General features: G+C 62.5%; 25 protein-coding genes and 1 pseudogene. 19 read left to right on the forward strand and 7 right to left on the reverse strand.

Going from position 1 to position 26,148, the window contains the following annotated elements; translation table 11 throughout:
- Nucleotides 1-163: 163 nt before the first annotated feature.
- Nucleotides 164-3,088 carry an Rne/Rng family ribonuclease gene (locus AC15MQ_RS01070; protein ID WP_483079076.1) on the reverse strand — a complete coding sequence of 975 codons (2,925 nt, stop codon included), beginning with the start codon at nucleotides 3,086-3,088 and terminating at the stop codon, nucleotides 164-166.
- A 400-nt stretch (nucleotides 3,089-3,488) separates the two neighbouring features.
- On the opposite strand from AC15MQ_RS01070, the gene AC15MQ_RS01075 reads away from it, so the two are divergent.
- From AC15MQ_RS01075 to AC15MQ_RS01090, 4 genes are all read left to right on the forward strand, one after another.
- Nucleotides 3,489-4,481, forward strand: a complete 993-nt coding sequence (locus AC15MQ_RS01075) for an RluA family pseudouridine synthase (RefSeq protein ID WP_350496103.1) — start codon at nucleotides 3,489-3,491, stop codon at nucleotides 4,479-4,481.
- Nucleotides 4,465-5,121: an HAD family hydrolase gene (locus AC15MQ_RS01080; RefSeq protein WP_483079077.1), complete on the forward strand. Its 657-nt coding sequence runs from the start codon at nucleotides 4,465-4,467 to the stop codon at nucleotides 5,119-5,121. Before AC15MQ_RS01075 ends, AC15MQ_RS01080 begins: the two co-directional genes overlap by 17 nt.
- Nucleotides 5,100-5,468, forward strand: coding sequence for a Rieske (2Fe-2S) protein (locus tag AC15MQ_RS01085; RefSeq protein WP_287654167.1), 369 nt, complete (start codon nucleotides 5,100-5,102; stop codon nucleotides 5,466-5,468). Before AC15MQ_RS01080 ends, AC15MQ_RS01085 begins: the two co-directional genes overlap by 22 nt.
- Before the next feature lie 99 nt (nucleotides 5,469-5,567).
- Nucleotides 5,568-6,533 (forward strand): S49 family peptidase, encoded by a 966-nt coding sequence (locus AC15MQ_RS01090; RefSeq protein ID WP_287669464.1) that lies wholly within the window; start codon nucleotides 5,568-5,570, stop codon nucleotides 6,531-6,533.
- Between the two features lie 20 nt (nucleotides 6,534-6,553).
- Here AC15MQ_RS01090 and AC15MQ_RS01095 read toward each other — a convergent pair whose 3' ends face one another.
- Together AC15MQ_RS01095 and AC15MQ_RS01100 are read right to left on the reverse strand one after the other, a co-directional pair.
- Nucleotides 6,554-7,273: an SAM-dependent methyltransferase gene (locus AC15MQ_RS01095; RefSeq protein WP_332336407.1), complete on the reverse strand. Its 720-nt coding sequence runs from the start codon at nucleotides 7,271-7,273 to the stop codon at nucleotides 6,554-6,556.
- A gap of 25 nt (nucleotides 7,274-7,298) precedes the next feature.
- Nucleotides 7,299-7,883, reverse strand: a complete 585-nt coding sequence (locus AC15MQ_RS01100) for a Maf family protein (RefSeq protein ID WP_332336406.1) — start codon at nucleotides 7,881-7,883, stop codon at nucleotides 7,299-7,301.
- A 127-nt stretch (nucleotides 7,884-8,010) separates the two neighbouring features.
- Here AC15MQ_RS01100 and AC15MQ_RS01105 point away from each other — a divergent pair, with 127 nt between their 5' ends.
- From AC15MQ_RS01105 to AC15MQ_RS01145, 9 genes are all read left to right on the forward strand, one after another.
- Nucleotides 8,011-8,502 carry a YceD family protein gene (locus tag AC15MQ_RS01105; protein ID WP_287654171.1) on the forward strand — a complete coding sequence of 164 codons (492 nt, stop codon included), beginning with the start codon at nucleotides 8,011-8,013 and terminating at the stop codon, nucleotides 8,500-8,502.
- A 24-nt stretch (nucleotides 8,503-8,526) separates the two neighbouring features.
- Complete coding sequence (rpmF, locus tag AC15MQ_RS01110; RefSeq protein ID WP_287654172.1) at nucleotides 8,527-8,706, forward strand: 50S ribosomal protein L32; 180 nt, start codon at nucleotides 8,527-8,529, stop codon at nucleotides 8,704-8,706.
- Between the two features lie 69 nt (nucleotides 8,707-8,775).
- Complete coding sequence (plsX, locus tag AC15MQ_RS01115; RefSeq protein ID WP_287654173.1) at nucleotides 8,776-9,789, forward strand: phosphate acyltransferase PlsX; 1,014 nt, start codon at nucleotides 8,776-8,778, stop codon at nucleotides 9,787-9,789.
- 1 nt (nucleotide 9,790) lies between these two features.
- The gene (locus AC15MQ_RS01120) at nucleotides 9,791-10,750 is read left to right on the forward strand and encodes a beta-ketoacyl-ACP synthase III (protein WP_287654174.1); all 960 of its coding nucleotides are present in this window, start codon (nucleotides 9,791-9,793) and stop codon (nucleotides 10,748-10,750) included.
- A gap of 15 nt (nucleotides 10,751-10,765) precedes the next feature.
- Nucleotides 10,766-11,707 (forward strand): ACP S-malonyltransferase, encoded by a 942-nt coding sequence (fabD, locus tag AC15MQ_RS01125; protein WP_483079078.1) that lies wholly within the window; start codon nucleotides 10,766-10,768, stop codon nucleotides 11,705-11,707.
- Between the two features lie 6 nt (nucleotides 11,708-11,713).
- Nucleotides 11,714-12,454 carry a 3-oxoacyl-ACP reductase FabG gene (gene fabG, locus AC15MQ_RS01130; RefSeq protein ID WP_483079079.1) on the forward strand — a complete coding sequence of 247 codons (741 nt, stop codon included), beginning with the start codon at nucleotides 11,714-11,716 and terminating at the stop codon, nucleotides 12,452-12,454.
- 154 nt (nucleotides 12,455-12,608) lie between these two features.
- Nucleotides 12,609-12,845, forward strand: coding sequence for an acyl carrier protein (gene acpP / locus AC15MQ_RS01135; protein ID WP_287654177.1), 237 nt, complete (start codon nucleotides 12,609-12,611; stop codon nucleotides 12,843-12,845).
- Between the two features lie 111 nt (nucleotides 12,846-12,956).
- A complete protein-coding gene (gene fabF / locus AC15MQ_RS01140) occupies nucleotides 12,957-14,195 on the forward strand; it encodes a beta-ketoacyl-ACP synthase II (protein ID WP_483079080.1) in 1,239 nt (412 codons plus the stop codon).
- Between the two features lie 18 nt (nucleotides 14,196-14,213).
- Nucleotides 14,214-14,648: a protein YgfX gene (locus AC15MQ_RS01145; RefSeq protein WP_483079081.1), complete on the forward strand. Its 435-nt coding sequence runs from the start codon at nucleotides 14,214-14,216 to the stop codon at nucleotides 14,646-14,648.
- Here AC15MQ_RS01145 and nadB read toward each other — a convergent pair.
- From nadB to AC15MQ_RS01165, 4 genes and pseudogenes are all read right to left on the reverse strand, one after another.
- Nucleotides 14,620-16,203 (reverse strand): L-aspartate oxidase, encoded by a 1,584-nt coding sequence (gene nadB, locus AC15MQ_RS01150; RefSeq protein WP_287654180.1) that lies wholly within the window; start codon nucleotides 16,201-16,203, stop codon nucleotides 14,620-14,622. The two genes, AC15MQ_RS01145 and nadB, sit on opposite strands and share 29 nt — an antisense overlap.
- Nucleotides 16,204-16,264: 61 nt before the next feature.
- Nucleotides 16,265-17,149, reverse strand: coding sequence for a UTP--glucose-1-phosphate uridylyltransferase GalU (gene galU / locus AC15MQ_RS01155; protein ID WP_287654181.1), 885 nt, complete (start codon nucleotides 17,147-17,149; stop codon nucleotides 16,265-16,267).
- A 223-nt stretch (nucleotides 17,150-17,372) separates the two neighbouring features.
- Entirely contained in the window at nucleotides 17,373-17,693 is a 321-nt protein-coding gene (locus AC15MQ_RS01160) for a hypothetical protein (protein WP_287654182.1), read from the reverse strand.
- A gap of 97 nt (nucleotides 17,694-17,790) precedes the next feature.
- Nucleotides 17,791-18,617: pseudogene (locus tag AC15MQ_RS01165) on the reverse strand (class I SAM-dependent methyltransferase).
- Between the two features lie 129 nt (nucleotides 18,618-18,746).
- Between AC15MQ_RS01165 and ylqF the strand changes: the two are divergent.
- The 6 genes from ylqF (at nucleotide 18,747) to AC15MQ_RS01195 (ending at nucleotide 26,142) form a co-directional block, all read left to right on the forward strand.
- Complete coding sequence (gene ylqF / locus AC15MQ_RS01170) at nucleotides 18,747-19,718, forward strand: ribosome biogenesis GTPase YlqF (RefSeq protein WP_287654219.1); 972 nt, start codon at nucleotides 18,747-18,749, stop codon at nucleotides 19,716-19,718.
- Nucleotides 19,719-19,828: 110 nt separating this feature from the next.
- Nucleotides 19,829-20,728, forward strand: coding sequence for an acyltransferase (locus tag AC15MQ_RS01175; RefSeq protein ID WP_287669446.1), 900 nt, complete (start codon nucleotides 19,829-19,831; stop codon nucleotides 20,726-20,728).
- Between the two features lie 137 nt (nucleotides 20,729-20,865).
- Nucleotides 20,866-23,556, forward strand: coding sequence for a winged helix-turn-helix domain-containing protein (locus AC15MQ_RS01180; RefSeq protein ID WP_483079082.1), 2,691 nt, complete (start codon nucleotides 20,866-20,868; stop codon nucleotides 23,554-23,556).
- 263 nt (nucleotides 23,557-23,819) lie between these two features.
- The gene (locus AC15MQ_RS01185; protein WP_483079083.1) at nucleotides 23,820-24,485 is read left to right on the forward strand and encodes an AAA family ATPase; all 666 of its coding nucleotides are present in this window, start codon (nucleotides 23,820-23,822) and stop codon (nucleotides 24,483-24,485) included.
- Nucleotides 24,486-24,520: 35 nt separating this feature from the next.
- Nucleotides 24,521-25,183, forward strand: a complete 663-nt coding sequence (locus AC15MQ_RS01190; RefSeq protein WP_350496109.1) for a hypothetical protein — start codon at nucleotides 24,521-24,523, stop codon at nucleotides 25,181-25,183.
- A 320-nt stretch (nucleotides 25,184-25,503) separates the two neighbouring features.
- Nucleotides 25,504-26,142, forward strand: a complete 639-nt coding sequence (locus tag AC15MQ_RS01195; protein WP_287654187.1) for a DUF47 domain-containing protein — start codon at nucleotides 25,504-25,506, stop codon at nucleotides 26,140-26,142.
- The last annotated feature ends 6 nt before the right edge of the window (nucleotides 26,143-26,148 follow it).

A 26,148-nucleotide genomic window follows, 5' to 3' on the forward strand; every position in this document is an offset into this window, starting at 1 on the left:
TCGGTGTTGCCTTTGACGTGGCACGATGATGACACCGCCCCGGCCACCTTTCGGCAGTCGGGGCGGTGTGCATCTCTTTCAGTACTGGCCTGGATTTCCTGCGGAGTGGCGGACAATCTCCCTGGGACCGCCGGGAGATTGTCCTGAGCCTGGTGGGACTGGCTTACCGGCGGGTTTCGACCAGTACCAGGGGTTCGTCAGGAATCTCCACCACGGTTCGCCGGCGGCGCGGAGGCGTCGCCGCAGGTTCCTCGCTGCTTGCCTGGGTTGGCATCGCGGCGATGTCCCGGCGCGTTTCGACCATGATCAGACCGCTTTGCTCGATCGCTTGCTGGATGGCGAGTGACGGTGTCGTCGCTGGCGCCGGTGCGACAGGATCGGGAACGTCGTCCGCCGGGGAGGCATGGTCGAGGGCGGCAGCGGTTGTGCTGCTGGTCGACACGGTGCTGGTCTCCGGGAGCGGCGATTCTGCCACCGTGGGCGTTGCCGGAGGCGTTGCGGCCGCGCCTGCCGGCTCGACGAACTCCGCCATCGCCGGCGTTGCCGGCGTATCGGACTCGGCAGGCGGGACAGCAAGGGGAGCGGGATCGGCGTCTGCCAGAGCGGCATGCACCTCGTCGGCAGGAGCCGGAGTTGCCGCCGTTGGGACGGATTCGGCAATCACCGCAGGAAGTTCCACGCTGACGACAGCGGCCGGCTCTGCGACAGCAACTGCCGGGCTGGACGCCGGTTCCTCGGGAGCACCGGTTAGCGGTGCAACGGCGAGCTTGCTGTCGGCGGGAGCGCTGCTGACAGCATTTTCCGCGGCGATCGCGCGGTTGTGCAGCTCAACCGGGTCTTCCATCCTTTCTCCGCGCTCACGGCGGCCACCGCGACGCCCCCGTCGACGGGTGTTGTTGCCGGACTCTTCGCTGGTTTGCCCAGGCTCGGACGCGGCCAGCACGGGCGCGGTCGCCGGTGGCGCAAGGTCGGTGCCGGTCGCCGCGACGGCGGTGGCCGTTGGCGGCCGCCGCTCGCCGCGTGGTGGCTGACGGCGGGGTTCGCGCGCCACCCCTGGCTCACGCGCTGTCCCCGCCTCGCGTGGCGTGCCGGCAGCCGCCGGTTCACGCGGCTCACGTGGGGGGGCCGGCTGACGAGCGCTCGTCGCCTCGCGTGGCTCACGCGGTTTCTGCACGCCGTTGCGATCGGCTGCAGCCGTCTGCCGTGATGTTTCCCTGTTCTCCCGGCTGCCGCGCGTCTCACCCTCGGGAAGCTCGCGCGTCTCGTCACGGCGTGGTCCGCGGACACTGGGTCGACGCGGGTCGCGCGTGCCATCACGGGCAGGTGTGCCGGCGCGTGTTGATGGTGGGGGTTGTGGAACCGCTGCGGGCTCGTCCTTGCGGCGGAACCAGGAAGCGATCCACTTCAGGAAGCGACTGATGACCGTGCCGGTCGGTTCCGGTTCGAGCGCTGTTTTTTCGGCGACGATCGGCGCCGGCTGCGACGCTGTGACGCCCTTGATCGCCGCCTCAGCGCGCGGCGTCCTGTTTTCCGGAGTGGACGCGGCGTCCTTGCCGTCATCCGCTGTCGGCAATGCGACCATCCGGTAGGAGGCCTGCTGCAGATCCTCCTGGGCGGCGTCGTCGTTGCGAACGCGTGTGATGGTGTGCTGCGGCGTTTCGAGGTGAATGTTGGGAATCAGGAGGATGGTGACCTTCTGCCGCAACTCGACCGCCTGGACATCGGTACGTTTCTCGTTGAGCAGGAAGGTGGCCACATCAACCGGCACTTGCGCATGCACCGCCGCGGTGTTGTCCTTCATGGCTTCCTCTTCAAGGATGCGCAGGATATGCAGGGCGGCGGATTCGGTGCTGCGAATGTGGCCCGTGCCCGAGCAGCGCGGGCAGGGGATGTAGCTGGTCTCGGCGAGTGCCGGGCGCAGGCGCTGGCGCGACAGTTCGAGCAGGCCGAAGCGGCTGATCTTGCCGGTCTGCACGCGCGCGCGGTCGAAGCGCAGCGCCTCGCGGACGCGGTTCTCGACTTCGCGCTGATTGCGCTGATTTTCCATGTCGATGAAGTCGATGATGATCAGGCCGCCGAGGTCGCGCAGGCGCAACTGCCGGGCGACTTCTTCGGCGGCTTCGAGGTTGGTCTTGAGTGCGGTTTCCTCGATGTCGGCACCACGTGTCGAGCGGCCGGAGTTCACATCGACCGATACCAGCGCTTCGGTGTGGTCGATGACGATCGCCCCGCCCGAGGGCAGGCTGACCTGGCGCGAATAGGCGGACTCGATCTGATGCTCGATCTGGAAACGCGAGAACAAGGGCACATCGTCGCGATAGCGCTTGATGCGGTTGACGGTGCCCGGCATCACATGTTCCATGAACTGCTGCGCCTGGTCGAAGACCTCGTCAGTGTCGATCAGGATCTCGCCGATATCGGGCTGGAAGTAATCGCGGATCGCGCGGATCACCAGGCTGCCTTCCTGGTAGATCAGGAAGGCGCCTTTCTGCTGCTGGGCAGCGGCCTCGATGGCCTTCCACAACTGCAGGAGGTAGTTGAGGTCCCACTGCAGTTCTTCGGCGTTGCGTCCGATCGCTGCGGTGCGCGCAATCAGGCTCATGCCCGGCGCGACCAGCAACTGATCCATCACTTCCCGCAACTCGGTGCGCTCGGTGCCCTCGACGCGCCGCGAAACACCGCCGCCGCGCGGATTGTTGGGCATCAGCACCAGATATCGTCCGGCGAGACTGACGAAGGTGGTCAATGCCGCACCCTTGTTGCCACGCTCGTCCTTGTCGACCTGGACGATCAGTTCCTGCCCTTCGCGCAAGGCCTCCTTGATGGTCGCGCGCCCGGCTTCCACGCCCGGCTGGAAGAACGCGCGCGAAACTTCCTTGAAGGGCAGAAAGCCGTGCCGTTCCGATCCGTAATCGACGAACGCCGCTTCCAGGCTGGGTTCCAGGCGGGTAATGACCGCTTTATATATGTTGCTTTTTTTCTGTTCCTTGTTGGCCGATTCGATGTCCAGGTCAATCAGCTTCTGACCATCGACGATGGCGACACGGAGTTCCTCGGCCTGTGTCGCGTTAAACAGCATGCGTTTCATATTTTGGCTCCCGCGCGCTATCACGGGGGCAGGGCCTTGTGCAGGCAGTAACGGATTAATTGCGGCTGGGATGCCTGAGAGGCTTTCCGGCAAGGCAACTAATAGGGGTATCTCGCCGACTCGACTGCTCGTCGGGCCTTCAACGTCAAGGACTCGGGAATCTGCCTGGGCCACGCCACAGGTGCTCGGCGCGCGCAGTTCAAGTAGTATCGCTACTTTGTGGTGAGCGTACTTAACCAGGTGTTTGGCGTTGAGTGATCTTGCGCAGGTGGCGCAAGCGAGGCGGCTGAGGCCTGCCGGAAAGTGCGTCGCAATGGCTTTAGATTCGGCGTCGCTCGACGGTCTCACGGGTCAGCGCCTCTTTCAACCCAAGACGCAAAACGAATGAAGTATATTCAAAATGGCCGAAGTTAGCAAAAACTCCGTTACCACGACGCTGATTACCGAGAATGAGCACGGACAGCGGCTCGACAATCTGCTGCTGAAGAAATGCAAGGGGGTGCCCAAGAGCCACGTCTATAGCATCGTGCGCAGCGGCCAGGTGCGCGTCAATGGTCGGCGCGCGGAGGTTTCCTACCGCCTGCAGAGCGGTGACCTGCTGCGCATGCCGCCGCTGCGCATCGCCGTCGCTGAACACGAAGTCGTTGCCGGTGCCGAGTTGAAGGTGCACCTGCCGGTGATCTTCGAAGACGATGGCCTGCTGGTGGTCGACAAGCCGGCCGGCATCGCCGTGCATGGCGGCAGCGGCGAAAGCTTCGGTGTAATCGAGGCCTTGCGCCGACAGCGGCCACAGGCGCGTTTTCTCGAACTTGCACACCGGCTGGACCGTGAAACCTCCGGCGTCCTGCTGCTTGGCAAGAAGCGCTCGGTGCTTCTGGCGCTGCACGAGATGTTTCGTGCCGGCGGTCTCGGCGGCGGCGCGAGGGGCGCCGACAAACGTTACCTGGTGCTGGTCTGCGGCCGCTGGATGGACCCGCTGCGCAATGTTCGGCTGCCGTTGCTCAAGTATCTGCAGGCCTCGGGTGAGCGGCGGGTGCGTGTTTCCGAGGAGGGCAAGGCGGCGCATACGGTGTTCCGGCTGCTCGCGCGCTGGCAGCACTTCAGTCTGCTCGAAGCGGAACTGCGGACGGGGCGAACGCACCAGATCCGCGTGCATCTCGCGCAACTGGGCTATCCGATCGCCGGCGACGAGAAATATGGTGATTTTGCGCTGAACAAGGCCTTGTCCAGGGAAGGTCTGAAGCGGATGTTTCTGCACGCCTGGAAGATGCGCCTGCCACATCCGTTGCACGGCACAGAGTTGCGGCTGGAAGCGGCGCTTCCAGCCGCCCTGAACGGCTTCCTGCAGGGAATTTCGGTGAAGGAAACGCAGGACTATGGCGAGAAGATTTGAATTGCTGGTGTTCGACTGGGACGGCACGCTGCTCGACTCGGCGGCGGCCATCGTCGCCGCCATCAAGGCCGCCTGCCGCGATCTGGGGTTGCCGACACCGGACGATGAACGGGCGCGGCATGTGATCGGACTCGGGCTGCACGACGCCTTGCGGCACGTGTCGCCCGCCCTGCCCGAAGAGCGCTACCCGCAGATGGTCGCGCGCTACCGTCATCACTACCTGTCGCACGACCACGAGTTGCAGTTGTTCGCAGGGGTGGCGGAGTTGATCGGCGAACTGGCCGAGGCGGGTTACCTGCTGGCCGTGGCCACCGGGAAGAGCCGTCTCGGTCTCGATCGCAGCTTGCGCATGAGTGGCCTGGGCAGGTATTTCCATGCTTCGCGTTGTGCGGACGAGTGTTTTTCGAAACCGCACCCGCAGATGCTCGAAGAACTGCTGGCGGAGATGTCGATCGACGCCGGGCGGGCGCTGATGATCGGCGACACCACGCACGATCTGCAGATGGCCAGGAACGCCGGCGTCGCGTCCCTGGCCGTGGCCTACGGTGCGCATCCGGCGGTGGCGCTGGACGCACTGCAACCGCTGGGGCGGGTGCGCACGCCCGGGGAATTGTCTGCATGGCTGCGCACGCACGCCTGATCTGCCGTTCGGAGGACCTGGTCGACGGGGGGCCGGGGGTCCGGTTTACGGTCGCCGGCGAAGGGGCGGAAGAACCGGCATTTGTCGTGCGTTACCAGGGCCGTGCGTTTGCCTATCTCAATCGCTGCGCGCACGTGCCGATCGAACTGGACTGGCAGCCCAATGAATTCTTCGCCGATTCCAAGTTATACTTGATCTGCGCGACGCATGGCGCGCTCTATGCGCCGGAATCCGGTCGTTGTCTGGGCGGCCGTTGCAACGGCAAGGGCCTGACGCCAGTACCCGTCGAAGAACGTGATGGCGCGGTGTACTTCACGCCAACGGTGATGGACTGCTTCCAGGACTGAACCGCATGCGCGTTGCGCACCCCCGTCCCACTGCCGCTTGCGGGAGTGGGGAGTTTCGTGAGCCGTTGACACGGCGCTTACAGTAGGCGAGCAGAAATCTTGAGTACCCCTGAAGAAGCACCACCCTGGGAACGGCAGTTGCTGGAGAAGGTCGCTTTTGCCGCCTTGCACGAGCAGCGGGCGAAGCGGCGCTGGGGAATCTTTTTCAAGCTCGCGGGCTTGTCGTATCTGGTCGCGGTGCTGGTCCTGGTGGTCGATTGGGGCGGTTCCGAGCAGCTTGCCGACGGCCGTCATACTGCGGTCATCCATCTGCATGGCACGATCGAGGCGCAGGGCGAGGGCAGTGCCCAGAACATCAACGACGCGCTGCAGGCGGCCTTCGCTGACAAGGGCACTGCTGGCGTCATTCTGCGGGTCAACAGCCCGGGCGGCAGCCCGGTTCAGGCCGGACTGGTGCACGACGAAATTCGTCGCTTGCGCACCAAGCACCCGCAGATTCCGCTCTACGTCGTGGTCGAGGATCTGTGTGCTTCCGGCGGCTATTACGTTGCCGTGGCCGCCGACAAGATCTACGTCGACAAGGCCAGCATCGTTGGTTCGATCGGCGTGCTGATGGACGGCTTCGGCTTTACCGGGACGATGGACAAACTCGGCGTCGAGAGAAGGCTGCTCACCGCCGGAGAGAACAAGGGTTTCCTCGATCCGTTCTCGCCACAGGACGCGAAACAGAAGGAGCACGCGCAGGTCTTGTTGCGCGAGATTCACAAGCAGTTCATCGAGATCGTCCGGCGCGGGCGAGGGCCGCGCCTGAAGGAAACGCCGGACATGTTCAGCGGCCTGATGTGGACCGGTAGTCAGAGCGTTCGCCTGGGTCTCGCCGATGGTTTTGGTACCGTTGGTTCGGTGGCCCGCGACGTGATCAAGGCCGACCGGATCGTCGAGTTCACGATCAAGGAGAACATCGCCGAGCGCTTTGCCAAACGCCTGCGTGCCGATTCAACGCAAGGGGTGGCAGGTACGCTGTTGGGGACACTCCTGGGCTCCGGACGGCCGCTGTTTCGTTGAGCATGCGCGGGGCGCAGTCGCTAGGCCTGCATCAGGAAGACGGTCGGCCGGCGGGCGATTTCGGGTAGCGGCTGGCTCAGCCATGCGGCTGCCGGGCGTGTCGTGATCTGCTCGGTGTCCAGCGTGAGATCGGTCGCAACGCAGATGCGCGTGCCTGCGGCGCAGGCGCTGACCAGGGATTCCAGCATCTGACGGTTGCGGTAGGGCGTTTCGATGAAAATCTGGGTTCTTTGCAGCAGCCGCGATTCCTTTTCGAGGTCACGCAAGCGTTTTTCCCGCTCCTGACTGCTGCTTGGCAGGTAGCCGTGAAACGTGAAGCTTTGGCCGCTGAGTCCGGAGCCCATCAGGGCGAGCAGGATCGCCGAAGGGCCAACCAGGGGAACCACCTGGATGCCCTGCCGGTGGGCCAGGGCGACCAGTGCTGCCCCGGGGTCGGCCACCGCCGGACAGCCTGCCTCCGAGACCAGGCCGAGGTCGCTTCCGCCCAGCGTCGGCGCCAGCAGTTGCGGGAGGGCGCTGGCCGCGGTGTGTTCGTTGAGCTCCTGGATCTCGATCTGTTGCAGTGGCCAGTCGGACGGTAGCGCTTTCAGGAAGGCGCGCGCTGCCTTGGCGTTCTCGGCGACGAAATGGCTGAGTCGCTGCGCGCACGCCCGCACCGATTGCGGCAGGGCAACGGCGATCGGCGTTTGCCCGAGCGGCACCGGGATCAGATAAAGTCTGCCGGTCCTGGGCGCTTGCACTGGGCGCGAGGGCGCCGGGTCTGGGTCAGAATACAGAGACGTTCTCGATTCGCAGCAGGTCGCAGAGCGCGATCAGCGGCAGGCCGATCAGTGCGTTGGGGTCTTCGCCATCGATCCGGGCAATCAGGGAAATTCCCAGGCCCTCCGACTTGGCGCTGCCGGCACAGTTGTACGGCTGTTCCTTGCGCAGGTAAGCGTCGATTTCCGCGTCGGTCAGGTCGCGGAAGGTGACCAGGGTCGGCACGCCTCGCAGATGGGACCTGCCACTGCTGGCGTCGAGGAGGCAAAGGCCGGTGAAGAAATTGACGCTGCGACCCCGCATCGCCCGCAACTGGCGCACGGCGTTGGCGTGGTTTCCAGGCTTGCCGAAGACCTGACCATCAAGACAGGCCACCTGGTCGCTGCCGATGATCAGGGCTTCGGGGTACGCACTGGCGACCGCTTCGGCCTTCGCCTGCGACAGGCGGAGCGCGCCAGCTTCGGGTCGTTCATCCGGCAACATCGTCTCGTCGACGCCTGGGTTTGCGGTTTCGAACGGCAGGCCCAGACGGGCGAGCAGTTCGCGTCGGAAGGGGGAGGTCGAGGCGAGAATCAGCGCAGGCTTGGGCATTGGCGGGTCGACCACATCGTGAACAGGCTGGAAGGCAGGTTGGGCAAACGGAAAAAACAGCAAATAACCGATTTTCTACTGTCGCTGCTTTGACTTCAAAAGCCGAAAATAATATCATGCGCCCCTTATGTCGCGACGCGTTGTTATTGACAGCCAGGTTTTTGGACGCGAGGGCGGTTCGCTGCAAGGCGAGTTGCCGGTCGTGTCGCTGCGTCGACTGCATGACCTGTTGACCGATACGGCCGGCAGTCTGGTGTACCGGATCGCGGGTGCGATCGGATTGTCGAACAGGCCACAGTTGCTGGTGGAGGTGGATGGTGTCTTGTCTCTCTGCTGTCAACGTTGTCTTGAGCCGGTCGAGTACCCGCTGGAGTTGCGCAGTCTGCTGGAGTTCGTCGATCACGAGGGTGACCTGACGCAGGATGAACTGGAGGATGACTCCCGGGACTTCCTGCCGCATGCGAAGGAACTGGATGTTGCCGTACTGATCGAGGACGAGATTCTTCTGGCACTGCCCTCCGTGGCGCGACATGCGGACTGCATGCTGCCCGGCGGTGGGCAGGAATCTGCGAAGGTATCGCCCTTTTCGGTGTTGGCCGGCCTGCACGGCAAGGCTTAATGAATTAGTTTTTAGGAGTTGGTCATGGCTGTTCAACAGAACAAGAAGTCCCCGTCCAAGCGCGGCATGCATCGTTCACACGACTCGCTGGGTGGCCTGCCGCTGGCGCTTGAACCGACCACCGGTGAGGTGCACTTGCGTCACCACGTCAGCCCGTCGGGCTTCTATCGCGGCAAGAAGGTGGTGAAGGGTTCGGGCGAGTGATTTTTCTGGAATGGGCAGGCAGTTCCCCGCATCGGTGAACTGCCTGCCTTTTCTTTTGTCTGCCAGCGGATGACTATTACCGTCGCCATCGACTGCATGGGAGGGGATCACGGTCCCCAAGTGACCGTTCCCGCGGCACTGGATTTCGTTCGCGATCATCCCGACGTGCGCGTCGTCCTCGTTGGTCTTGCCGAAAGCATTCGTCCCTTCCTGGGGGATGCCGCCGTTGGACGGATTGCCGTTCGCCATGCCTCGGAAGTGGTGGCCATGGATGAATCGCCGGCGCTGGCCCTGCGCTCCAAGAAGGACTCGTCTATGCGGGTGGCGATCAATCTGGTCAAGCTCGGCGAGGCCGATGCCTGTGTATCGGCGGGCAACACCGGGGCGCTGATGGCCATTTCCCGCTTCGTCCTCAAGATGCTGCCGGGCATCGACCGCCCGGCGATCTGCGCCGTTCTGCCGACGCTGGGCGGACACACGCACGTGCTCGATCTCGGCGCCAACGTCGATTGCAGTCCGGAGCATCTGCTGCAGTTCGGGATCATGGGTGCTTCGCTGGTTTCGGCGATCGAGCACCGCGATCGACCAACGGTGGGGATACTGAACATCGGCGAGGAAGACATCAAGGGTAACGATGTGGTCAAGCGGGCCGCCGATCTGCTTTGGGATTCGGGCCTGAATTTCGTCGGCAACGTAGAAGGTGACGGCCTTTACAAGGGCGAGGCCGACGTCATCGTCTGCGATGGCTTTGTCGGCAATGTCGCGCTCAAGACCTCGGAAGGTCTGGCGCAACTGCTGGCCACCTTTCTCCGCCAGGAGTTCCGGCGCAACTTGTTGACCAAACTGGCGGCACTGATCGCCATGCCGGTCCTCAAGCGGTTCAAGAACCGGGTGGACCATCGGCAATACAACGGTGCCACTCTCCTCGGTCTGAAAGGAATCGTCGTCAAGAGTCACGGCTCGGCGGATGCCCTGGCCTTCACGCGCGCGCTGGAGCGCGCCGCGGATGAGGCCCGCAGCGGTGTCCTGGCACGTATCAGCGAACGCGTTGCGCAACAACAACCGCTACAGGAGACCGCATAACATGTTTTCCCGCATTACCGGGATCGGCAGTTTTCTGCCCGGCGAGCCCGTCAGCAACGACGATCTGGCTCGCCGTGGTATTGAAACCAGCGACCAGTGGATCAGCAGTCGTACCGGCATCAGGTTCCGCCATCTGGCGGAGAACGGCGAAACCTCCAGCGATCTGGCCCTGGAGGCAAGTCGCCGGGCGTTGGCCGGCGCAGGTCTCGCGGCCTCCGATCTGGATCTGATCATCGTTGCGACCTCGACTCCTGATTACATCTTCCCGAGCACGGCCTGTCTGCTGCAGAGCAAGCTGGGTAATCATGGCGCGACGGCCTTCGATGTCCAGGCGGTCTGCAGCGGTTTCGTCTATGCGCTGACGATTGCCGACAAGTTCATTCGTTCTGGCAGTCATCGGCGGGCTCTGGTGGTCGGTTCCGAGGTCTTTTCGCGCATTCTCGACTGGTCCGATCGTGCCACCTGCGTGCTGTTTGGCGACGGTGCCGGTGCGGTCGTGGTCGAGGCTTCCGAGCAGCCGGGAATCCTGGCCACCGCCCTGCATGCCGACGGCGCGCACCACGGCATTCTGTCGGTTCCGGGCAGCGTCTGCGGCGGGCAGGTGACTGGCGATCCCTTCCTGCGCATGGATGGGCAGGCGGTATTCAAGTTTGCCGTCCGCGTTCTGGCCGAGGTGGCGGAGGAGTGCTGCCGGGCGGCCGGCATCTCGCCGGCAGACATCGACTGGCTGATCCCGCACCAGGCCAACATTCGCATTCTCGAAGCCACCGCCAAGCGCATGAAGCTGCCCATGGACAAGGTTATCGTCACCGTCGACCGGCATGGCAATACCTCGGCAGCCTCGGTACCTCTGGCTCTGGACGAAGCCGTCCGCGACCGACGCATTCAGGCTGGACAGAAGATCCTGCTCGAAGGCGTTGGCGGTGGTTTTACCTGGGGCGCGGTGCTGATCGAGCTCTGAAGGAGGATAAGGTACATGGCGTTCGCGTTCGTTTTTCCAGGTCAGGGGTCGCAGTCAGTCGGGATGATGGCGGCCTATGGCGATTCGCGCGTCGTGCGCGCCACTTTCGACGAGGCGTCGGCGGTACTCGACCAGGATCTCTGGCAACTGCTTGCCGAGGGACCCGCCGAAGCGCTGGCGCAGACGGTCAACACCCAGCCCGTGATGCTGGTCGCCGATATCGCGGTCTATCGGCTGTGGCTGGACAAGGGCGGCAGATTGCCGGCGGTGGTGGCCGGACACAGCCTGGGCGAATACGCGGCACTGGTCGCCGCCAGGGTGATCGCGTTTGCCGATGCGGTGCCCCTGGTGCGTCTGCGTGCGGCCGCGATGCAGGAGGCGGTGCCCGTGGGCGCTGGCGCGATGGCGGCCATTCTTGGTCTCGACGACGACAAGATCGCCGCTGCCTGCGCCGAAGCAGAGGCATCGGCAGGCGCTGGCGCCGTGGTGCAAGCGGTCAATTTCAATGGCCCCGGGCAGACCGTCATCGCCGGCAGCAAGGCGGCAGTCGAACTCGCCTGCGCGGGGTGCAAGGCGCGTGGTGCCAAGCGCGCGCTATTGCTGCCAGTTTCTGCACCCTTCCATTCCTCGTTGCTGCGACCGGCGGCGGACAAACTGGCCGCCGGGCTGGCCGGAGTGAACTTCGCAAGCGCATGCATTCCGGTGATCAATAACGTCGATGTGCTGATCGAGTCGGAGTCCGACAAGATCAAGGACGCGCTGATCCGGCAGGCGTACTCGCCGGTGCGTTGGGTCGAGACGATCCGGAAAATGGCGGCGATGGGCATCACGACGGTGGCCGAATGCGGTCCCGGCAAGGTCCTCGCCGGTCTCAGCAAACGCTGTGCCGACAATCTGGCCAGTGTCGCGCTGGCTGATCTGGTGGCCCTGGAAGCCGCCGTTGCAAACCTGGAGTAGGTGAGAATGCTCGACGGACAAGTTGCCCTCGTGACCGGTGCGTCGCGTGGCATCGGCCGGGCGATTGCCCTGGAACTCGGCCGCCTTGGGGCCAGCGTGGTCGGGACGGCAACCAGTCCCACGGGTGCCGAAACGATATCGGCGTTTCTGGGTGAGGCAGCTTGCCGGGGTGAGGGAGCAGTACTGGAAGTGCGCGATGCACTGCAGGTCGATGCGTTGATCGGTCACATCGAGAAGACCTACGGAGCGGTGACGGTCCTGGTCAATAACGCCGGCATTACCCGCGACAACCTTGCTCTGCGACTGAAGGACGACGAGTGGGATACGGTCCTCGACACCGACTTGAAGGCCGTCTTCCGACTTTCCAAGGCGGTCATGCGCGGGATGATGAAGGCCCGGCAGGGTCGGATCATCAACGTGACTTCGGTTGTCGGTCACGCCGGCAATCCGGGGCAGGTGAATTACTGCGCCGCCAAGGCCGGGGTCACCGGCATGAGCCGCGCGCTGGCTCGCGAGTTGGGCAGTCGCAACATCACCGTGAATTGCGTCGCGCCCGGTCTGATCGATACCGACATGACGCGGGCGCTTGACGACCGGCAGAAGGAGTCCCTGCTCGCGGGCATTCCGCTGGCGCGGCTCGGATCGCCTCAGGAGGTCGCCGCCGCCGTCGCGTTTCTCGCTTCGGCCGGCGCCGCTTATGTCACCGGCACGACGATACACGTTAACGGCGGCATGTTCATGGGTTGAGCAGTCCGGACACTCGCCCTGGGTCATGGTCATGAGGTTTTCCGGCAAGTCAACCAGGGCTGGGGCAGCGTTTCCAGGATGATTGGTAAGTTGCAGCCATTTTGTTAGAATGGCGCGTTTTGTTTTACTTTTGAACTTTGGAAGGAACATTTTGATGGAAAATATCGAGCAGCGTGTCAAGAAGATCGTCGCGGAACAACTTGGTGTCAATGAGGCGGACATCAAGAATGAATCGTCGTTTGTCGATGATCTGGGGGCCGATTCGCTTGACACGGTGGAACTGGTGATGGCTCTCGAAGAAGAGTTCGAGTGCGAGATCCCGGATGACGAAGCCGAGAAGATCACCACCGTTCAGCAGGCCATAGACTACGTGTCTGCTCACAAAAAGTAATCAACCGTGCGTGGGAGGTCCCTGTGGACGGGTCGCTGGCCGTGTCCTGCAGGGGTGACCATGAAGAAGGGAAGTTCCGGCTTCCGCATGTTCTAGTGTTCGGAGTTCAAGTTGGCACGTCGCAGAGTGGTCATCACCGGCCTTGGCATCGTTTCTCCAGTCGGTAATTCTGTCGCTGAAGCTTGGCAGAATATTCTTGCGGGGCGCTCGGGGATTGGCCCGGTTACCCGTTTCGATGCTTCGACCTTTCCCGTTCGCATCGCTGGTGAAGTGAAGGGTTTTGACGTCGGCCAGTATCTGTCGCCGAAAGAAGCCCGGCGGATGGACGTTTTCATCCATTACGGCATGGCGGCCGGACTTCAGGCCATACGTGACGCGGGATTCGACGCCAATCAGGTGCGGCCTGAGCGGATTGGGGTGTCCATCGGCTCGGGGATTGGCGGCCTGCCAATGATCGAGAGCACCTGCGACGATTTCGCTGCGGGTGGAGTACGCAAGGTGTCGCCATTCTTCGTCCCTGGTTCGATCATCAACATGATCTCGGGCAATCTGTCGATCATGTGCGGCTACAAGGGTCCCAATATTTCGCTGGTCAGCGCGTGTTCGACGGGTACCCACAGCATTGGTGATGCCGGGCGCCTGATCGAATATGGCGATGCGGACATCATGATTGCCGGCGGGGCTGAAGGCTGTGTCTCGAACCTGGGGCTGGGGGGCTTTTGTGCGCCGCGTGCGTTATCGACGCGCAACGACGATCCGCAGACGGCAAGTCGTCCATGGGACAGGGATCGCGATGGCTTTGTGCTTGGCGAAGGGGCCGGCACCGTGGTGCTCGAGGAGTACGAACATGCCAAGGCTCGGGGTGCCAGAATCTACTGCGAGCTAGTAGGGTTTGGCATGAGTGCCGACGCCCATCACATGACTGCACCCTGCGAGGACGGTGAGGGCGCGGCGCGCTGCATGACCAACGCCCTGCGTAATGCCGGGTTGAATGCGGACGAAGTGCAGTACGTCAATGCGCATGGGACGTCGACCCCGCTGGGCGACAAGGCGGAGACGATCGCCGTCAAGCGTGCCTTCGGTGATCACGCCAGCAGGCTGGTGGTGAACTCGACCAAATCGATGACCGGCCATTTGCTGGGCGCAGCGGGTGGTATCGAGGCCCTGTTTACCGTGCTCGCGATTTATCATCAGGTGTCGCCGCCGACCATCAACCTCTTCAATCAGGACGCGTCCTGCGACCTTGACTATTGCGCCAACGAAGCGCGTCCGATGAAGATCGACGTCGGAATCTCGAACTCTTTCGGCTTTGGCGGCACCAACGCCACGGTGGCCTTCAAGCGCCTCTAGATTCGCACGCGGGGCCAGGTGCAGTTTCCGATCCAGATCGAACTGCGCCGCTCGCGCCTGCTGTGGTGCCTGACGTCCCTGCTGTATGTCGTCGCTGCCAGCTGTTTGCTGGCCTTGCCCTGGCCTCCGGGGTTGCTCTGTGTGCTGCTGGTCGCGCTTGCACTGTCGGCTTGGTACGCGTTGCGGCCATCGAGAGTTGTCGGCCTGCGCCTTGGTAATCGCGGCGATCTGTTGCTGCTCCTTGCTGGTGGCGACGCGCTGTCTGTGGCGGTGCAGCCGGAGACAGCGGTGTTTCGGCAATTGATCGTCCTGCGCGTGCGCGGCGACGATCAGCGGCGTACAGACAGTCTTGCGCTGTTGCCGGACAGCATGTCGGCAGAGCAGTTTCGTCGGCTTCGCTTATGGTTGTGCTGGCTGGCCGATGCTAGAGATCAGGCCGCTGACGGCGTTTGAGCACCGTGTTGCGCGCGGTTGGCAGGATTTCCGGATAGTTGCGACTGAAGTGTAGTCCTCGGCTCTCGTGGCGCCGTAGCGCACAGCGGACGATCAAATCCGCAGTGACGACCAGATTTCGCAGTTCGATCAAGTCGTGGCTGACACGGAAGTGCGAGTAGAAATCGTCGATCTCACGTACCAGCAGGCGGATGCGGTTCTGGGCGCGCTGCAGGCGCTTGGTGGTGCGCACAATACCCACGTAGTCCCACATGAAGCGGCGCAGTTCGTCCCAGTTGTGCGAGATGACGATTTCCTCGTCGGGATCGCTGACGCGGCTGGCATCCCACGCGGGCAGCTCCGGAAGATTGCGGGCGGCTTGCCCAAGAATGTCGGTGGCCGCGGCTTCCGCGAAGACCAGGCATTCGAGCAGCGAGTTGCTGGCCAGCCGATTGGCACCGTGCAAGCCGGTACAGGAGGCCTCACCGGCGACATAGAGGCCCGGGAGGTCGGTGCGCGCGCGCAGGTCGGTGACGACGCCGCCGCAGGTATAGTGCGCGGCCGGCACGACAGGTATTGCCTGGCGCCGGATGTCGATGCCCAGATCCAGGCAGCGCGCCAGAATGTTCGGGAAATGCTCGGCGAGAAAATCCGCCGATTTGTGCGAGATGTCGAGATAGACACAGTCCAGTCCACGTTTCTTCATTTCGAAGTCGATGGCCCTGGCGACGACATCGCGGGGCGCGAGCTCGCCGCGCGCATCGTGTCTGGGCATGAAGCGGCTGCCGTCTGGCAGCAGCAGGCGTCCGCCTTCGCCGCGCACCGCCTCGGAAATCAGAAAGGACTTGGCCTGAGGATGATAGAGACAGGTCGGATGAAACTGGATGAATTCCATGTTTGCCACGCGACATCCGGCACGCCACGCCATCGCAATGCCGTCGCCGGTCGAAGTGTCCGGGTTCGTCGTATACAGATAGACCTTGCCGGCGCCACCGGCAGCGATCAGCGTGTGCCGTGCGCCGAAGGTCAACACTTCGCCGCTGCTGCTGTTCAGCACGTAGGCTCCAAGGCAGCGCTTCTCCCCGAGTCCGAGCTTGCCGCCGGTAATCAGGTCGATGGCGATGTGGTTTTCGAGCACGGTGATGTTCGCTTGCTGGCGAATCTTGCTGGTCAGCGTGTTTTGTACCGCGAGGCCGGTGGCATCGGCAACGTGGATGACGCGGCGGGCGCTGTGACCGCCTTCACGGGTCAGATGATAACCGTCGTCGTCGCGTGTAAAGGGGACGCCCTGCGCAATCAACCAGTCGACCGCGCGTCGACCGTTTTCGATCACGAAGCGTGTCGCGCGCGGGTCATTCAGAAAGGCTCCGGCGGTAATCGTATCGCGGATGTGCGCTTCGATCGAATCGCGATTGTCCAGCACTGCGGCGATACCGCCCTGCGCCCAACTGGACGCACTGTCTTCCAGCGTGCGTTTGCTGATCAACGCCACTTTGTGTGTTGGCGCAAGTCGCAGTGCGGCGGCTTGTCCGGCCAGACCACTGCCGATGATGAGTACGTCGAAGCTGAGCGCCAAGGTGGGGTCATCCTGCCAACAAGGGGCTGCAACTATAGCACGGGTTCAGCCCCTGACCCGACTACGCGGTCTGCTGCCGATCCTTCAGCCAGGCCCGGAACTCGAGGCCGAGTTCCGGGTGTGTCTCCCCGAGTACCACGCTGGCCTGCATCAGGCCCAGCTTGCTGCCACAGTCATAGCGTTGTCCGTGGTAGCGATACGCCAGCACCTGTTCGCTGGCCAGCAGCGCGGCGATACCATCGGTAAGCTGGATTTCTCCGCCCGCACCACGTGGTTGCTCGCGGATCCGGGCAAAAACGGTTGGGGTGAGGATGTAGCGCCCGGCCACGGCGAGATTGGATGGGGCAGCGCTGGGGTGGGGCTTCTCTATCAGACCCCTGATGTTCACCAGATCTGGTGCCAGGGGCTCGCCCTTGACAATTCCGTAGCGGTTGGTCTGGTCCAGGGGGACCTCCTGTACGGCGAGAATGCTGCACTGGTGCTCATCGAACAATTGCGTCATCTGTTGCATGATCGGTGGCTCGCCGATCATCAGGTCGTCAGCGAGCAGGACGGCGAAGGGTTCACCGTGTACCAGACGCTCGGCGCACAATACCGCATGCCCCAGGCCGAGTGCCCGGGGTTGCCGCACATAGACGCAATCCATGTCGTCCGGCTTGATCGAGTGTACCAGCGTCATCAGTGCGTCCTTGCCGGTGGCGGCAAGCTCGGCTTCGAGTTCGTAGGCGGTGTCAAAATGGTCTTCAATGGAGCGCTTGTTGCGGCCGGTGACGAAGATCATCTCCCGGATCCCAGCGGCGTAGGCCTCTTCAACAGCGTACTGAATCAACGGCTTGTCCACCACCGCCAGCATTTCCTTGGGGCTCGCCTTGGTGGCTGGGAGAAAGCGGGTCCCCAGGCCAGCGACCGGGAATACCGCCTTTTGAACTTTTGTATTGACTTTCATTCGAGTTCCCATGAAATCCAGGTTGAATGGAGGTGCCTGCGGGCAGTATGCCCAATCCCTTGCAAGTTGATGTTTCCCGGACCATGTCCGCGCTACACATGTTTTTCTCGCGGGGGGACGTCAGGGATGTTGGGCTCTGCCACCCCCGCGTGCCGATCCGTTTGCAGGTTCGAGCGCGGGCCATTCTATGCCCGTGCAAGGTCTCCGGTGGTGACTTTTTTCCTCAGCCTGTGACGCGCGCCGCTGCCCATGACATGCCGCCGTTTATCGCCAGCACCGCGGCGACCAGCAAGGCCACGCGCAGCGTCTGGTAGAGCCTCGGCCGGTGGGCCTGGTCCGCAATCGCAAGAATATGCAGGGCACCCCAGGCGACAACCAGTCCGGCGACCAGCGAGATGCCGAGGACCTGCAATTCGACTGCGCTGAGCGACAGCAGCCGCCCTTCGCGCCAGGGCACCGCGAGAAAGACGCCGAAGGTCCAGAACAGGGCGGTACTGCCGCCGGCGCAGATTGCGGCGACGCCGCGCGTGATCCAGTTTTCCATGGCAGGTCCTTGATCTGCCAGGTTAGTCGTCCTGGCAACGTGGGTCGGTCTGAAATTTGTTGGCGGCACCACGGCGAATGCTGCCTCGCTGCCTCGGTCAAGGGCTGAAACGTGCATGCAATTCGTCGAGATTGAGCAGGTGCAGGATTTCTTCGAGGCGCGCAGCGGCATTGCTGCGGGCTGTGCCGGTGTACCTGGCGATGATCAACTCGTTTTTCAGCGAGTGTTCCCAGCCGACGAGTTCAGTCACCGTCAGTTGATAGCCTCGCGCTTCGAGTTGCAGGCAGCGCAGGGCGTTGGTGACTTGGCTGCCGAATTCGCGGGTGTGGATCGGATGCCGCCAGAGTTCCGACGAGGGGTGTTCTGCGCGAAGGACTCGTTTTTCCTGCGCGCGCAGTACGGCAGCCACTTCAGCCTGGCAGCAGGGGACGAGAATGATGAACCGTCGCCTGCTTGTGCAGCGCGAAGCGAATCGCGTCGTCGGTGGCCGTGTCACAGGCATGCAGCGCGGTGACCATGTCGATGCGAGCAGGCAGCTCCGGCGAATCGATGGCGTCTTCAACGCAGCAGGTTCAAAAACGACATGCGCGCAAAGCCGAGTCTGCCGGCCAGACCGCGTGCATGCTCCACGAGTTCTGGGCGTGCCTCGACCCCGTAGACGTGGCCCGTCGATCTGTCCTTGAAGAACAGGTCGTAGAGGATGAACCCGAGGTAGGACTTGCCCGCCCCATGATCGGCAAGGGTCGGGTGGCTGCCCGGCGTGTCGAGTTCGGCGAGCAGCGGCTCGATGAAGTGGCACAGGTGGTAGACCTGCTTGAGCTTGCGCCGACTGTCCTGATTGAGCTTGCCATCGCGCGTCAGGATGTGCAACTCCTTGAGCAGTTCGATCGACTGCCCAAGCCTGATTTCGGGGAAAGCCAGCAAGCGTTTTCCTGACACTGGAGGGGAACGATCCGCATTCTAGCGCCTTGCAGGCGGTTGTGAACGCAATGCGCGCGCCAGGGTTGCCAAACAGGTGGGATAATGGCCCGTTTCCCGTTCGTTGGACTGTTCATGGCCATCCAGTGGTATCCCGGTCACATGACCTCGGCGCGCAAGAAGGCGGCCGAGGCAATGGCGTCGATCGATGTGGTCATCGAACTGGTCGATGCTCGCCTGCCCGAAGCAAGCACCAATCCGCTGGTTCGGGAACTCCGGCAGCAGCGTCAACGTCCGTGTCTCAAGGTGCTCAACAAGGCTGACCAGGCCGATCCGCTGGTGACCCAGGCGTGGATCGAATACTACAACCGGCAGGACGGCGTTCTCGCCGTCGCTCTGTCGTGCAAGAAGCCTGCGGACGTGGCACGGCTGCCTCGCCTGTGTCAGACACTGGCGCCGCATCGTAGCGACAACACGAAGCCGCTGCGGATGATGATCATGGGCATTCCCAACGTCGGCAAGTCGACACTGATGAATGTCCTCGTCAAGCGCAAGATTGCCAAGGTCGGCGATGAACCAGCGGTGACGCGTGCGCAGCAGACCTCACAGATCGATGTTCGGCATACCCTGACCGATACGCCGGGGCTGTTGTGGCCCAGGATCGAGTACCCCGGCGACGGCCTGATGCTTGCTGCCAGCAATGCTGTGGGCCGCAACGCGATGATCGAAGAAGAAGTGGCGACCTTCCTCGCCGGGCTACTGCTGGTGCGTTACCAGCCCCTGTTGGCCAAGCGTTACGGATTCTCGCCGGACGCCACCGGCGTTGATGCGGTGAGCCTCATCGACAAGATCGCCAGAGTTCGCGGTCTGCGCATGCGCGGCGGCGGCGTCGATCGCGAGAAGGCAGCCAGGGTGCTGCTGCAGGATTACCGCGATGGTCTGCTTGGGCGCATCAGCCTGGAGACGCCGTCGACGCGCAGCGTGATGCTGGCCGCTGAACGGGCCGCGAAGGAAACCCCACCGGCGGTGTCCGAGGACGACCGGCTGGTCGGGCAGGACGCGGACGAACTGCGGGAGTGCGGGGCGTCTGCAGGCGTTCGGACCTAGCTCATCATGCCGAGCATGCCCCACTCTTGGCGTCACTTGTCGCCGCGGACGCAAGCAGGCGACGCCGGCGCTCCGGCCGGTGTCGTCGATTTTTGCTCGCAGGTGTAGTCATGCTCGGTTTTCTGCCCGCGCCGTTGATCGGCCTGATCGCTGCCATGCTGCTGGTGCTCAACAGCTTCTTCTGGGTCCCGATCCTGCTGCTGTTGGCGGTGTTCCGGTTGATGCTGCCGTTCAAGATGGCACGCCTGCGTCTCGATCCGCTGCTGGTGCGCATTGCCGAAGCCTGGATCGTCTGCAACAATGGCTGGATGGCACTGACGCAAAAGGCAACGTGGGATGTCCAGGGAATCGCCGGCCTTGACCCGTGCGGCTGGTATCTGGTGAACTGCAATCATCAAACCTGGGCCGACATTCTGGTACTCCAGCACCTCTTGACGCATCGCATTCCCCTGCTCAAGTTCTTCCTCAAACAGCAGTTGTTGTGGGTGCCGGTAATGGGACTGGCCTGGTGGGCACTCGATTTTCCGTTCATGCGCCGGCATAGTGAGGAAGTTCTCAAGGCGCATCCGGAATTGCGCGGCAAGGATCAGGAGGCGACGCGTCTGGCCTGTGAAAAGTTTTCACTGATCCCCACCAGCGTGGTCAATTTCTGCGAGGGGACGCGCTTCACCCCGAGCAAGCACCAGCTACAACAGTCGCCCTATCGTCATCTGCTGAGGCCGAAGGCCGGGGGCATTGCCTTGGCACTGAACGTGATGGGCGACAAGTTCCGCGCCATTCTCGATGTCACCATCGTCTATCCCGATGGGGCACCGGATTTCTGGCAGTTCCTCAGCGGCGGTATGCGACGGGTTCGGGTTAGGATACAGACGCTGCCGGTACCCAGGCACCTGGCATGTGGCGACTATGCCAACGATCCGGCGGTTCGCGAGGCCTTCCAGCAGTGGATGCAACAGATCTGGCAGGACAAGGACGCGCAGATCGAGACACTGCTCAACACTGGACCATGAGCGAAGGCTGCTCACCTGCCGAGGCCGAGCCACAGACAGAACCGGTTGCCTGCACACTTTGCCTTGCCTGGAAGTATCATCGCGTACTTTCAGTTGAGGCTGCGCGGGTCAGATGATGGCAGCCGCGTCAGGAAGAAATGTCAACCGTCCAGATCATCCGTAGCAAACTGCAACGTCCGCGTGTCGCGGGCGACTTTGTCAACAGCAGCGATTTGCTGGCCTTGCTGGAAGGTGGCCGCAGCCTGCCCTTGACCTTGCTGTCGGCGCCGGCAGGCTATGGCAAGACTTCCCTCGTAGCGCGCTGGCTCGATGGCCGTGATGGCTTGTCAGCCTGGCTTTCACTTGATCGCGACGACAGCGATCCGGCGGTCTTCGTGAGCTATTTCGTCGCCGCCGTGCGGACAGCGATAGCCGACGCCTGTGCCGACACGCTGGCCTGCCTTAACGCCGGAACGCCCTCGTCGGCGGCCCTTCTGGCCAGTTTGAGCAATGACCTGGATGCATTGTCAGCGCCACTGGTCGTGGTGCTCGACGACTACCACCGCATTGACTCGCCGCAAACGCACGCCTTGCTCGATCGCCTGTTGGCGCATCCTGTGAAGGGTCTGCATCTGGTGGTGTGTGCTCGTCAGGATCCCCCTTTGTCCCTCGGGGTACTGCGTGTTCGTGAGGCGATGCTCGAGATCCGCATGCGTGAACTGCAGTTCAGCGAGCGCGTCACGGCGATCCTGATCGAGCGCTGTAGCGGACGTGCCATTCCCGAGATGCTGTTGGCCACTCTGCAGCACTGTACGGAGGGGTGGCCGGTTGGCGTTCGCCTGGCGGCGCTTGCGCTGCGCAACAATGGCGCTGCCGGCGAAAGCGGGAGTGCTTTCAGTGGTCGTGCGCTGCAAGTGCAGCAGTACTTCGTCGAGGAGGTACTTGCACGGCAGTCCGATCGCATGCGTGACTGCCTGCTCAGGACGTCGATCCTCGGGCGCTTCTGTGTGGCGTTATGCGATGCCGTCCTGGGGGAATGCGTGTCGGTTGGCGAGGGAACCGATGGCCGGGAGTTCATGCGTCTGGTATCGAGCGGTGAGTTGCTCTGCAGCCCCGTCGACGATAGTTGCGAGTGGTATCGCTATCACCGTCTGTTTCAGGAGTTTCTGCAGCGGCAACTGGGCTTGCAGCATGCGGCGGGAGAGATCGCCGGGTTGCATCGACGGGCGGCGGCCTGGCTGGAAGCGCAAGGTCTGCTGGAGGAAGCGATTCCGCATATTCTGGCCGCTGACGGCGCGATCGCCGCGGGAGAATTGCTGGCGCGTCATCGCAATCCACTGCTCAACCGGGAGCAGCGGCACCGACTCGGTCGTTGCCTGCAGCTGTTGCCGCCAGATACCGTTGAGGATGCCGTCGAACTCCTGCTGATGAAAGCCTGGCTGATGTATCACCAGGGCCGTCACCTGGAGACGCCGTTGGTTCTCGATCGCATCGAGGCTTTGCTCGAGCGCGATCATGAGATTCTCGACGTCCAGAGCGTTGCTTCGCTGCGTGGCAGCGTTCTGGCGCTGCGCAGTCTGCAGAGATACCAGCAGGGGCTGGCTGACCTCGCAGTCGCCTGCGCGGAAGACGCACTGCGGCACCTGCCCACTGATTGCTCGCATGCCCGAGTAATTGCGCAGGCGGTGTTGGCCGGTACCCGCCAGATGAACGGCGACCTCGGTGGAGCACGCCAGTGGATTCATGAGGCGCTGACGCGCGCGTCCGGACCGATAGACATTTGCCAGGCCCCGTTGGTGGCAGCATTGTGCTTCATCAACTGGATGGCAGCCGATCTGTCGGCGTTGCAGCGAACTGCCAATCAGCACTACAAACTCAGCGAGGAGCGTTTTCCCAACGAGGGCAGTCAGGCACTCGGGCGTTATTTCCATGGACTGGTTCAATACCAGCGCAATGATCTGGCGCAGGCCGAAGCCACCCTGGCCCCGGCGCTCGCCCCGCAGCATGCCCCCCGTATCGGCTACCGCACCGAAGTTTCATTCGTTCTGGCAGCGGTCTACCAGGCGCTCGGTCAGGCGGACCGCGCACGTGAGATTGTCGATACGGTCTGCGGACATTTGTTACGCAGCGGCGATACGCCGGCCTTGTTTCGTGCTCAGGCCTGGCAGGCTGACCTTGCTCTCCGCCAGGGGCGGATTGACGAGGCACAGGCGTGGGCGCGCAACTTCGATCCGGGCCCTTTGCAATTCGTCTACCGCTTCTCCAGCGCGCCGCACTTGACACTGGTCCGGGTGTGGCTTGCCGAGGGGAGTGCCGAGAGTCGCGAGCAGGCAGGACGGCTGTTGAACCTGCTGGAAGCGGAGTTGGCGTCCAGGCACAATGTTCGTTTTCTGATCGAGGTGTTCGCACTACAGGCACTGCTACAACACGCGCTCGGCGACGAAGTCGCCGCTGATGATCTGCTGGGTCGTGCGTTGGCACTTGCCCAACCGGCTGGGTTCATTCGTTTGTTCGTCGATCTCGGGCAGGAACTTGTGAGGCCGCTGAAACGACTCGACCCCGTCAAGGGCAACGCCCGCTACGTGGCGCAGATCCTTTCCGCACTCAACGACGACTGGCTGGTCAGTGCCGGTCGCCAGCAAGTGGGCGCCGACCTGACCCGGCGCGAACTCAAGATCCTCAAACTGTTGGCGGTCAGGCTTAGCAACATCGAGATTTCGGAGGAGCTGTGCATTTCGCGGGCGACGGTGAAGAGACATACGCAGAACATCTACCGCAAGCTGCGTGCGTCGAGTCGCCGCGAAGCGGTCGTCAGGGCCAGGACACTCAACATTCTTGCCGACGGCTAGGCGCCTGTGCAACAGTCGCCGGGCCAGTCAGAGCAGTGGCTGTTGTGAGCCGGGCCAGCGGGTTTTGCTACAGTACTTTTCAGGCGGCGAGGGAGCCTGGCGACGGGTTTCGTTGACTTACGTCATACAATGGTCCGTTTGCAAAAAAATGGCCCATTTCATGGCCCGTTACAGTCCCATTTCGGCTTGTCCGATTTTCCCGCGGTGGCATAATCGTCACTTATGCGGATCCACATCCACACGCTTCTGAAGAGGTAGGATTCATGTCATTGTCATTAGGCCGGGTGATTGCCGTCGTCTCGCAAAAGGGCGGCGCCGGCAAGACCACTGTCGCCATGCAACTCGGAGGAGGGTTTCAGGCTATCGGCGGTTCTGTGCTGCTGGTCGACCTGGACCCGCAGGAAAGTGCTTTTCGCTGGGCAGAGTCGGCGCCGTTGCTCGATTCTGACCTGCAACTCGATGTCCGCAAGATGACCGGCCTTGAACTGATCAAACACATCGGAAAACTGCAGAAGGAGGCAGATTACGTCGTTCTCGACACCCCGCCGTCGATCTACCATCCGTCGACACTGGCGGCACTGGCGGTTGCACATCTGGCGGTGATTCCGGCGGTGCCCAGCCCAACCGACCTGTGGTCGACGCTGGCGGTCGAACGTCTGGTCCTCAATCGCATGGAGCAAAGCCATCGTCTGCATGGTTGCATCCTCCCGAATCGCGTGCAAAACACGGCTTTGGCCAACGATGTGCTTGAACTGCTGCATGAATTCACCCTTCCGATTCTCGATGTGGTGCTTTGCCAGCGCAATGCTTATGCCCAAAGCGCGGTGATTGGGGCATCCGTTTTTCAACTCGGCTCTGCCGCTGACGCCGCGCAGCAAGAAGTGCGCAAGCTGATCGCAGCCGTTCTTAAACAATTGGGAGAAAACTGATGACGACCCCTGTAACCACCAGCAACAAGACCGCTTTGCGTGCCAGTCTGAAAAAGGAAGACGAGTCGCTCGCCGAGCGTTTGGTGGCCACTGACGTTCCCCTGGTTGCGCCTCCTGAGACCGAAGTCGTTGCTCCCACACCACCCGCAAGCCCGGTTGTTGCTGCGCCGCCTAGCGTAAAACCGGATGCGACGCCCGCTCCAAAGGCGAGCACCAAGGCAGCCGCCAAGCAGGTTGCCAAAGCAAGTCCTGGGCCAGCAGGTAAAGCTGACACCAAGGGCTTGAAGAAGGCGGTTGATGCGAAGTCCAAGCCGAGCAGCAAGAAAGCAGCCGCTAATAATCCTGGCCTGTCGGCAAAGGTGCAGAAGGCGGTCAAAGCCGGGGCCGAAGCAGCGCCTGTCAATAAGGGGGATACCGGCAAGCAATCGGCCAGGCTGGCGGAAGCGGTTGAGATGCTTGAGGGTGCTGCCAAGGCGAAGGGTGACAAACTCGTACGCTACACCGTCGAGTTGCTGAAGACCGAAGAGGCCGCCATCGAAGCCTTGCGGGCGGAATTGTCCAAGGCAGCGGGTTGGGCGGCGAGCAAGTCTGACATCCTGCGTGCAGGTGTACGCCTGTTTGCCGAGCAAAGGCTCGAGCAGATGAAAGAGTTGCTTACGGCACTGGCAGCGCCAGCGAAAGGGAAGAAAAAAGGCTGAGCGTGAGGCAGTTTTCGTGAAGGTCGCGTAGCGACGCACCCACCAACCCCGAACCGTCGATGGCTTGGGGATTCCGGGGGGCGGTCGCCGGACCAGGGGGATTTCAGCATTCGGAGTGAGTCTGTGCCATGACATCGTGGCGCAATGGGATTCTTGTGTCCGTCGTTCGCATGCAGTCGACACCAGATCTTCGAACTCCGCATGCGGCTCGAATGGATAGTGTTTGTCTTGGCTGGTCCTGAAGTGGTGCCGATCCCCGATCGGGGCCAAAATTTTAACTGAAATCTGCTCGCTTGGGCAGATAAACCCATGGAGGTCGTATGTTTAGTAGTCTGATGCCGCAACGCCGGGAATTTTTCGAGCTTCTTGCCGCGCATGCCGAACAGGTTGCCGCCGGCGCCAATGCCACCTTGCGCCTGATCAATGGCCTGGGCGATGGCAGTGGCAACGCTGCTGCCCTGGTCGCGGAGGTCAATCTCAACGAGAAGAATGCCGACCAGATCAAGGCCAAGGTGATTTCTCGCCTGCACCAGTCCTTCACGACGCCGATCAACCGCGATCAGATCCATTCGCTGGTCACGGATCTCGACATGACGCTCAATGTCCTGCAGTCGGTGGCCAACGCCATTGACATGTACGGCATCAAGCAGTCTACGGTGGAGGCTCGCGAAATGGCTTCCCTGAGTGCTGACGCCTGCATGCGTCTCAACCGTGCGGTTGCTGCTCTGGGCGACAAGGCGCGCGGCGCGGAGACGCTCAACCTGTGCAAGGAAATCGAGGAAATCGAGAGCAAGGCCGACCGCGTACAGCACAAGGCGATCACGGCGTTGTTTCAGGAGGGGGCCAACGTCTGGCAGACGATGCGGATGCGGGAGTTTTATGCTCTTCAGGAATCCGTCCTCGACTGCTGCCAGGATGCGGCCAAGATGATCGAAGAGATCCTGATCGAAAACTCCTGAGAGGTA

The organism is Candidatus Accumulibacter propinquus, assembly GCF_056856495.1.

Excerpts from the sequence above, each read along its gene's own strand:
- AC15MQ_RS01070 (WP_483079076.1), bottom strand. The coding sequence starts at position 3,088 with ATGAAACGCATGCTGTTTAACGCGACACAGGCCGAGGAACTCCGTGTC.
- AC15MQ_RS01075 (WP_350496103.1), top strand. The coding sequence starts at position 3,489 with ATGGCCGAAGTTAGCAAAAACTCCGTTACCACGACGCTGATTACCGAG.
- AC15MQ_RS01080 (WP_483079077.1), top strand. The coding sequence starts at position 4,465 with ATGGCGAGAAGATTTGAATTGCTGGTGTTCGACTGGGACGGCACGCTG.
- AC15MQ_RS01085 (WP_287654167.1), top strand. The coding sequence starts at position 5,100 with ATGGCTGCGCACGCACGCCTGATCTGCCGTTCGGAGGACCTGGTCGAC.
- AC15MQ_RS01100 (WP_332336406.1), bottom strand. The coding sequence starts at position 7,883 with ATGCCCAAGCCTGCGCTGATTCTCGCCTCGACCTCCCCCTTCCGACGC.
- AC15MQ_RS01105 (WP_287654171.1), top strand. The coding sequence starts at position 8,011 with ATGTCGCGACGCGTTGTTATTGACAGCCAGGTTTTTGGACGCGAGGGC.
- rpmF (WP_287654172.1), top strand. The coding sequence starts at position 8,527 with ATGGCTGTTCAACAGAACAAGAAGTCCCCGTCCAAGCGCGGCATGCAT.
- plsX (WP_287654173.1), top strand. The coding sequence starts at position 8,776 with ATGACTATTACCGTCGCCATCGACTGCATGGGAGGGGATCACGGTCCC.
- AC15MQ_RS01120 (WP_287654174.1), top strand. The coding sequence starts at position 9,791 with ATGTTTTCCCGCATTACCGGGATCGGCAGTTTTCTGCCCGGCGAGCCC.
- fabD (WP_483079078.1), top strand. The coding sequence starts at position 10,766 with ATGGCGTTCGCGTTCGTTTTTCCAGGTCAGGGGTCGCAGTCAGTCGGG.
- fabG (WP_483079079.1), top strand. The coding sequence starts at position 11,714 with ATGCTCGACGGACAAGTTGCCCTCGTGACCGGTGCGTCGCGTGGCATC.
- acpP (WP_287654177.1), top strand. The coding sequence starts at position 12,609 with ATGGAAAATATCGAGCAGCGTGTCAAGAAGATCGTCGCGGAACAACTT.
- galU (WP_287654181.1), bottom strand. The coding sequence starts at position 17,149 with ATGAAAGTCAATACAAAAGTTCAAAAGGCGGTATTCCCGGTCGCTGGC.
- AC15MQ_RS01160 (WP_287654182.1), bottom strand. The coding sequence starts at position 17,693 with ATGGAAAACTGGATCACGCGCGGCGTCGCCGCAATCTGCGCCGGCGGC.
- ylqF (WP_287654219.1), top strand. The coding sequence starts at position 18,747 with ATGGCCATCCAGTGGTATCCCGGTCACATGACCTCGGCGCGCAAGAAG.
- AC15MQ_RS01175 (WP_287669446.1), top strand. The coding sequence starts at position 19,829 with ATGCTCGGTTTTCTGCCCGCGCCGTTGATCGGCCTGATCGCTGCCATG.
- AC15MQ_RS01180 (WP_483079082.1), top strand. The coding sequence starts at position 20,866 with ATGTCAACCGTCCAGATCATCCGTAGCAAACTGCAACGTCCGCGTGTC.
- AC15MQ_RS01185 (WP_483079083.1), top strand. The coding sequence starts at position 23,820 with ATGTCATTGTCATTAGGCCGGGTGATTGCCGTCGTCTCGCAAAAGGGC.
- AC15MQ_RS01195 (WP_287654187.1), top strand. The coding sequence starts at position 25,504 with ATGTTTAGTAGTCTGATGCCGCAACGCCGGGAATTTTTCGAGCTTCTT.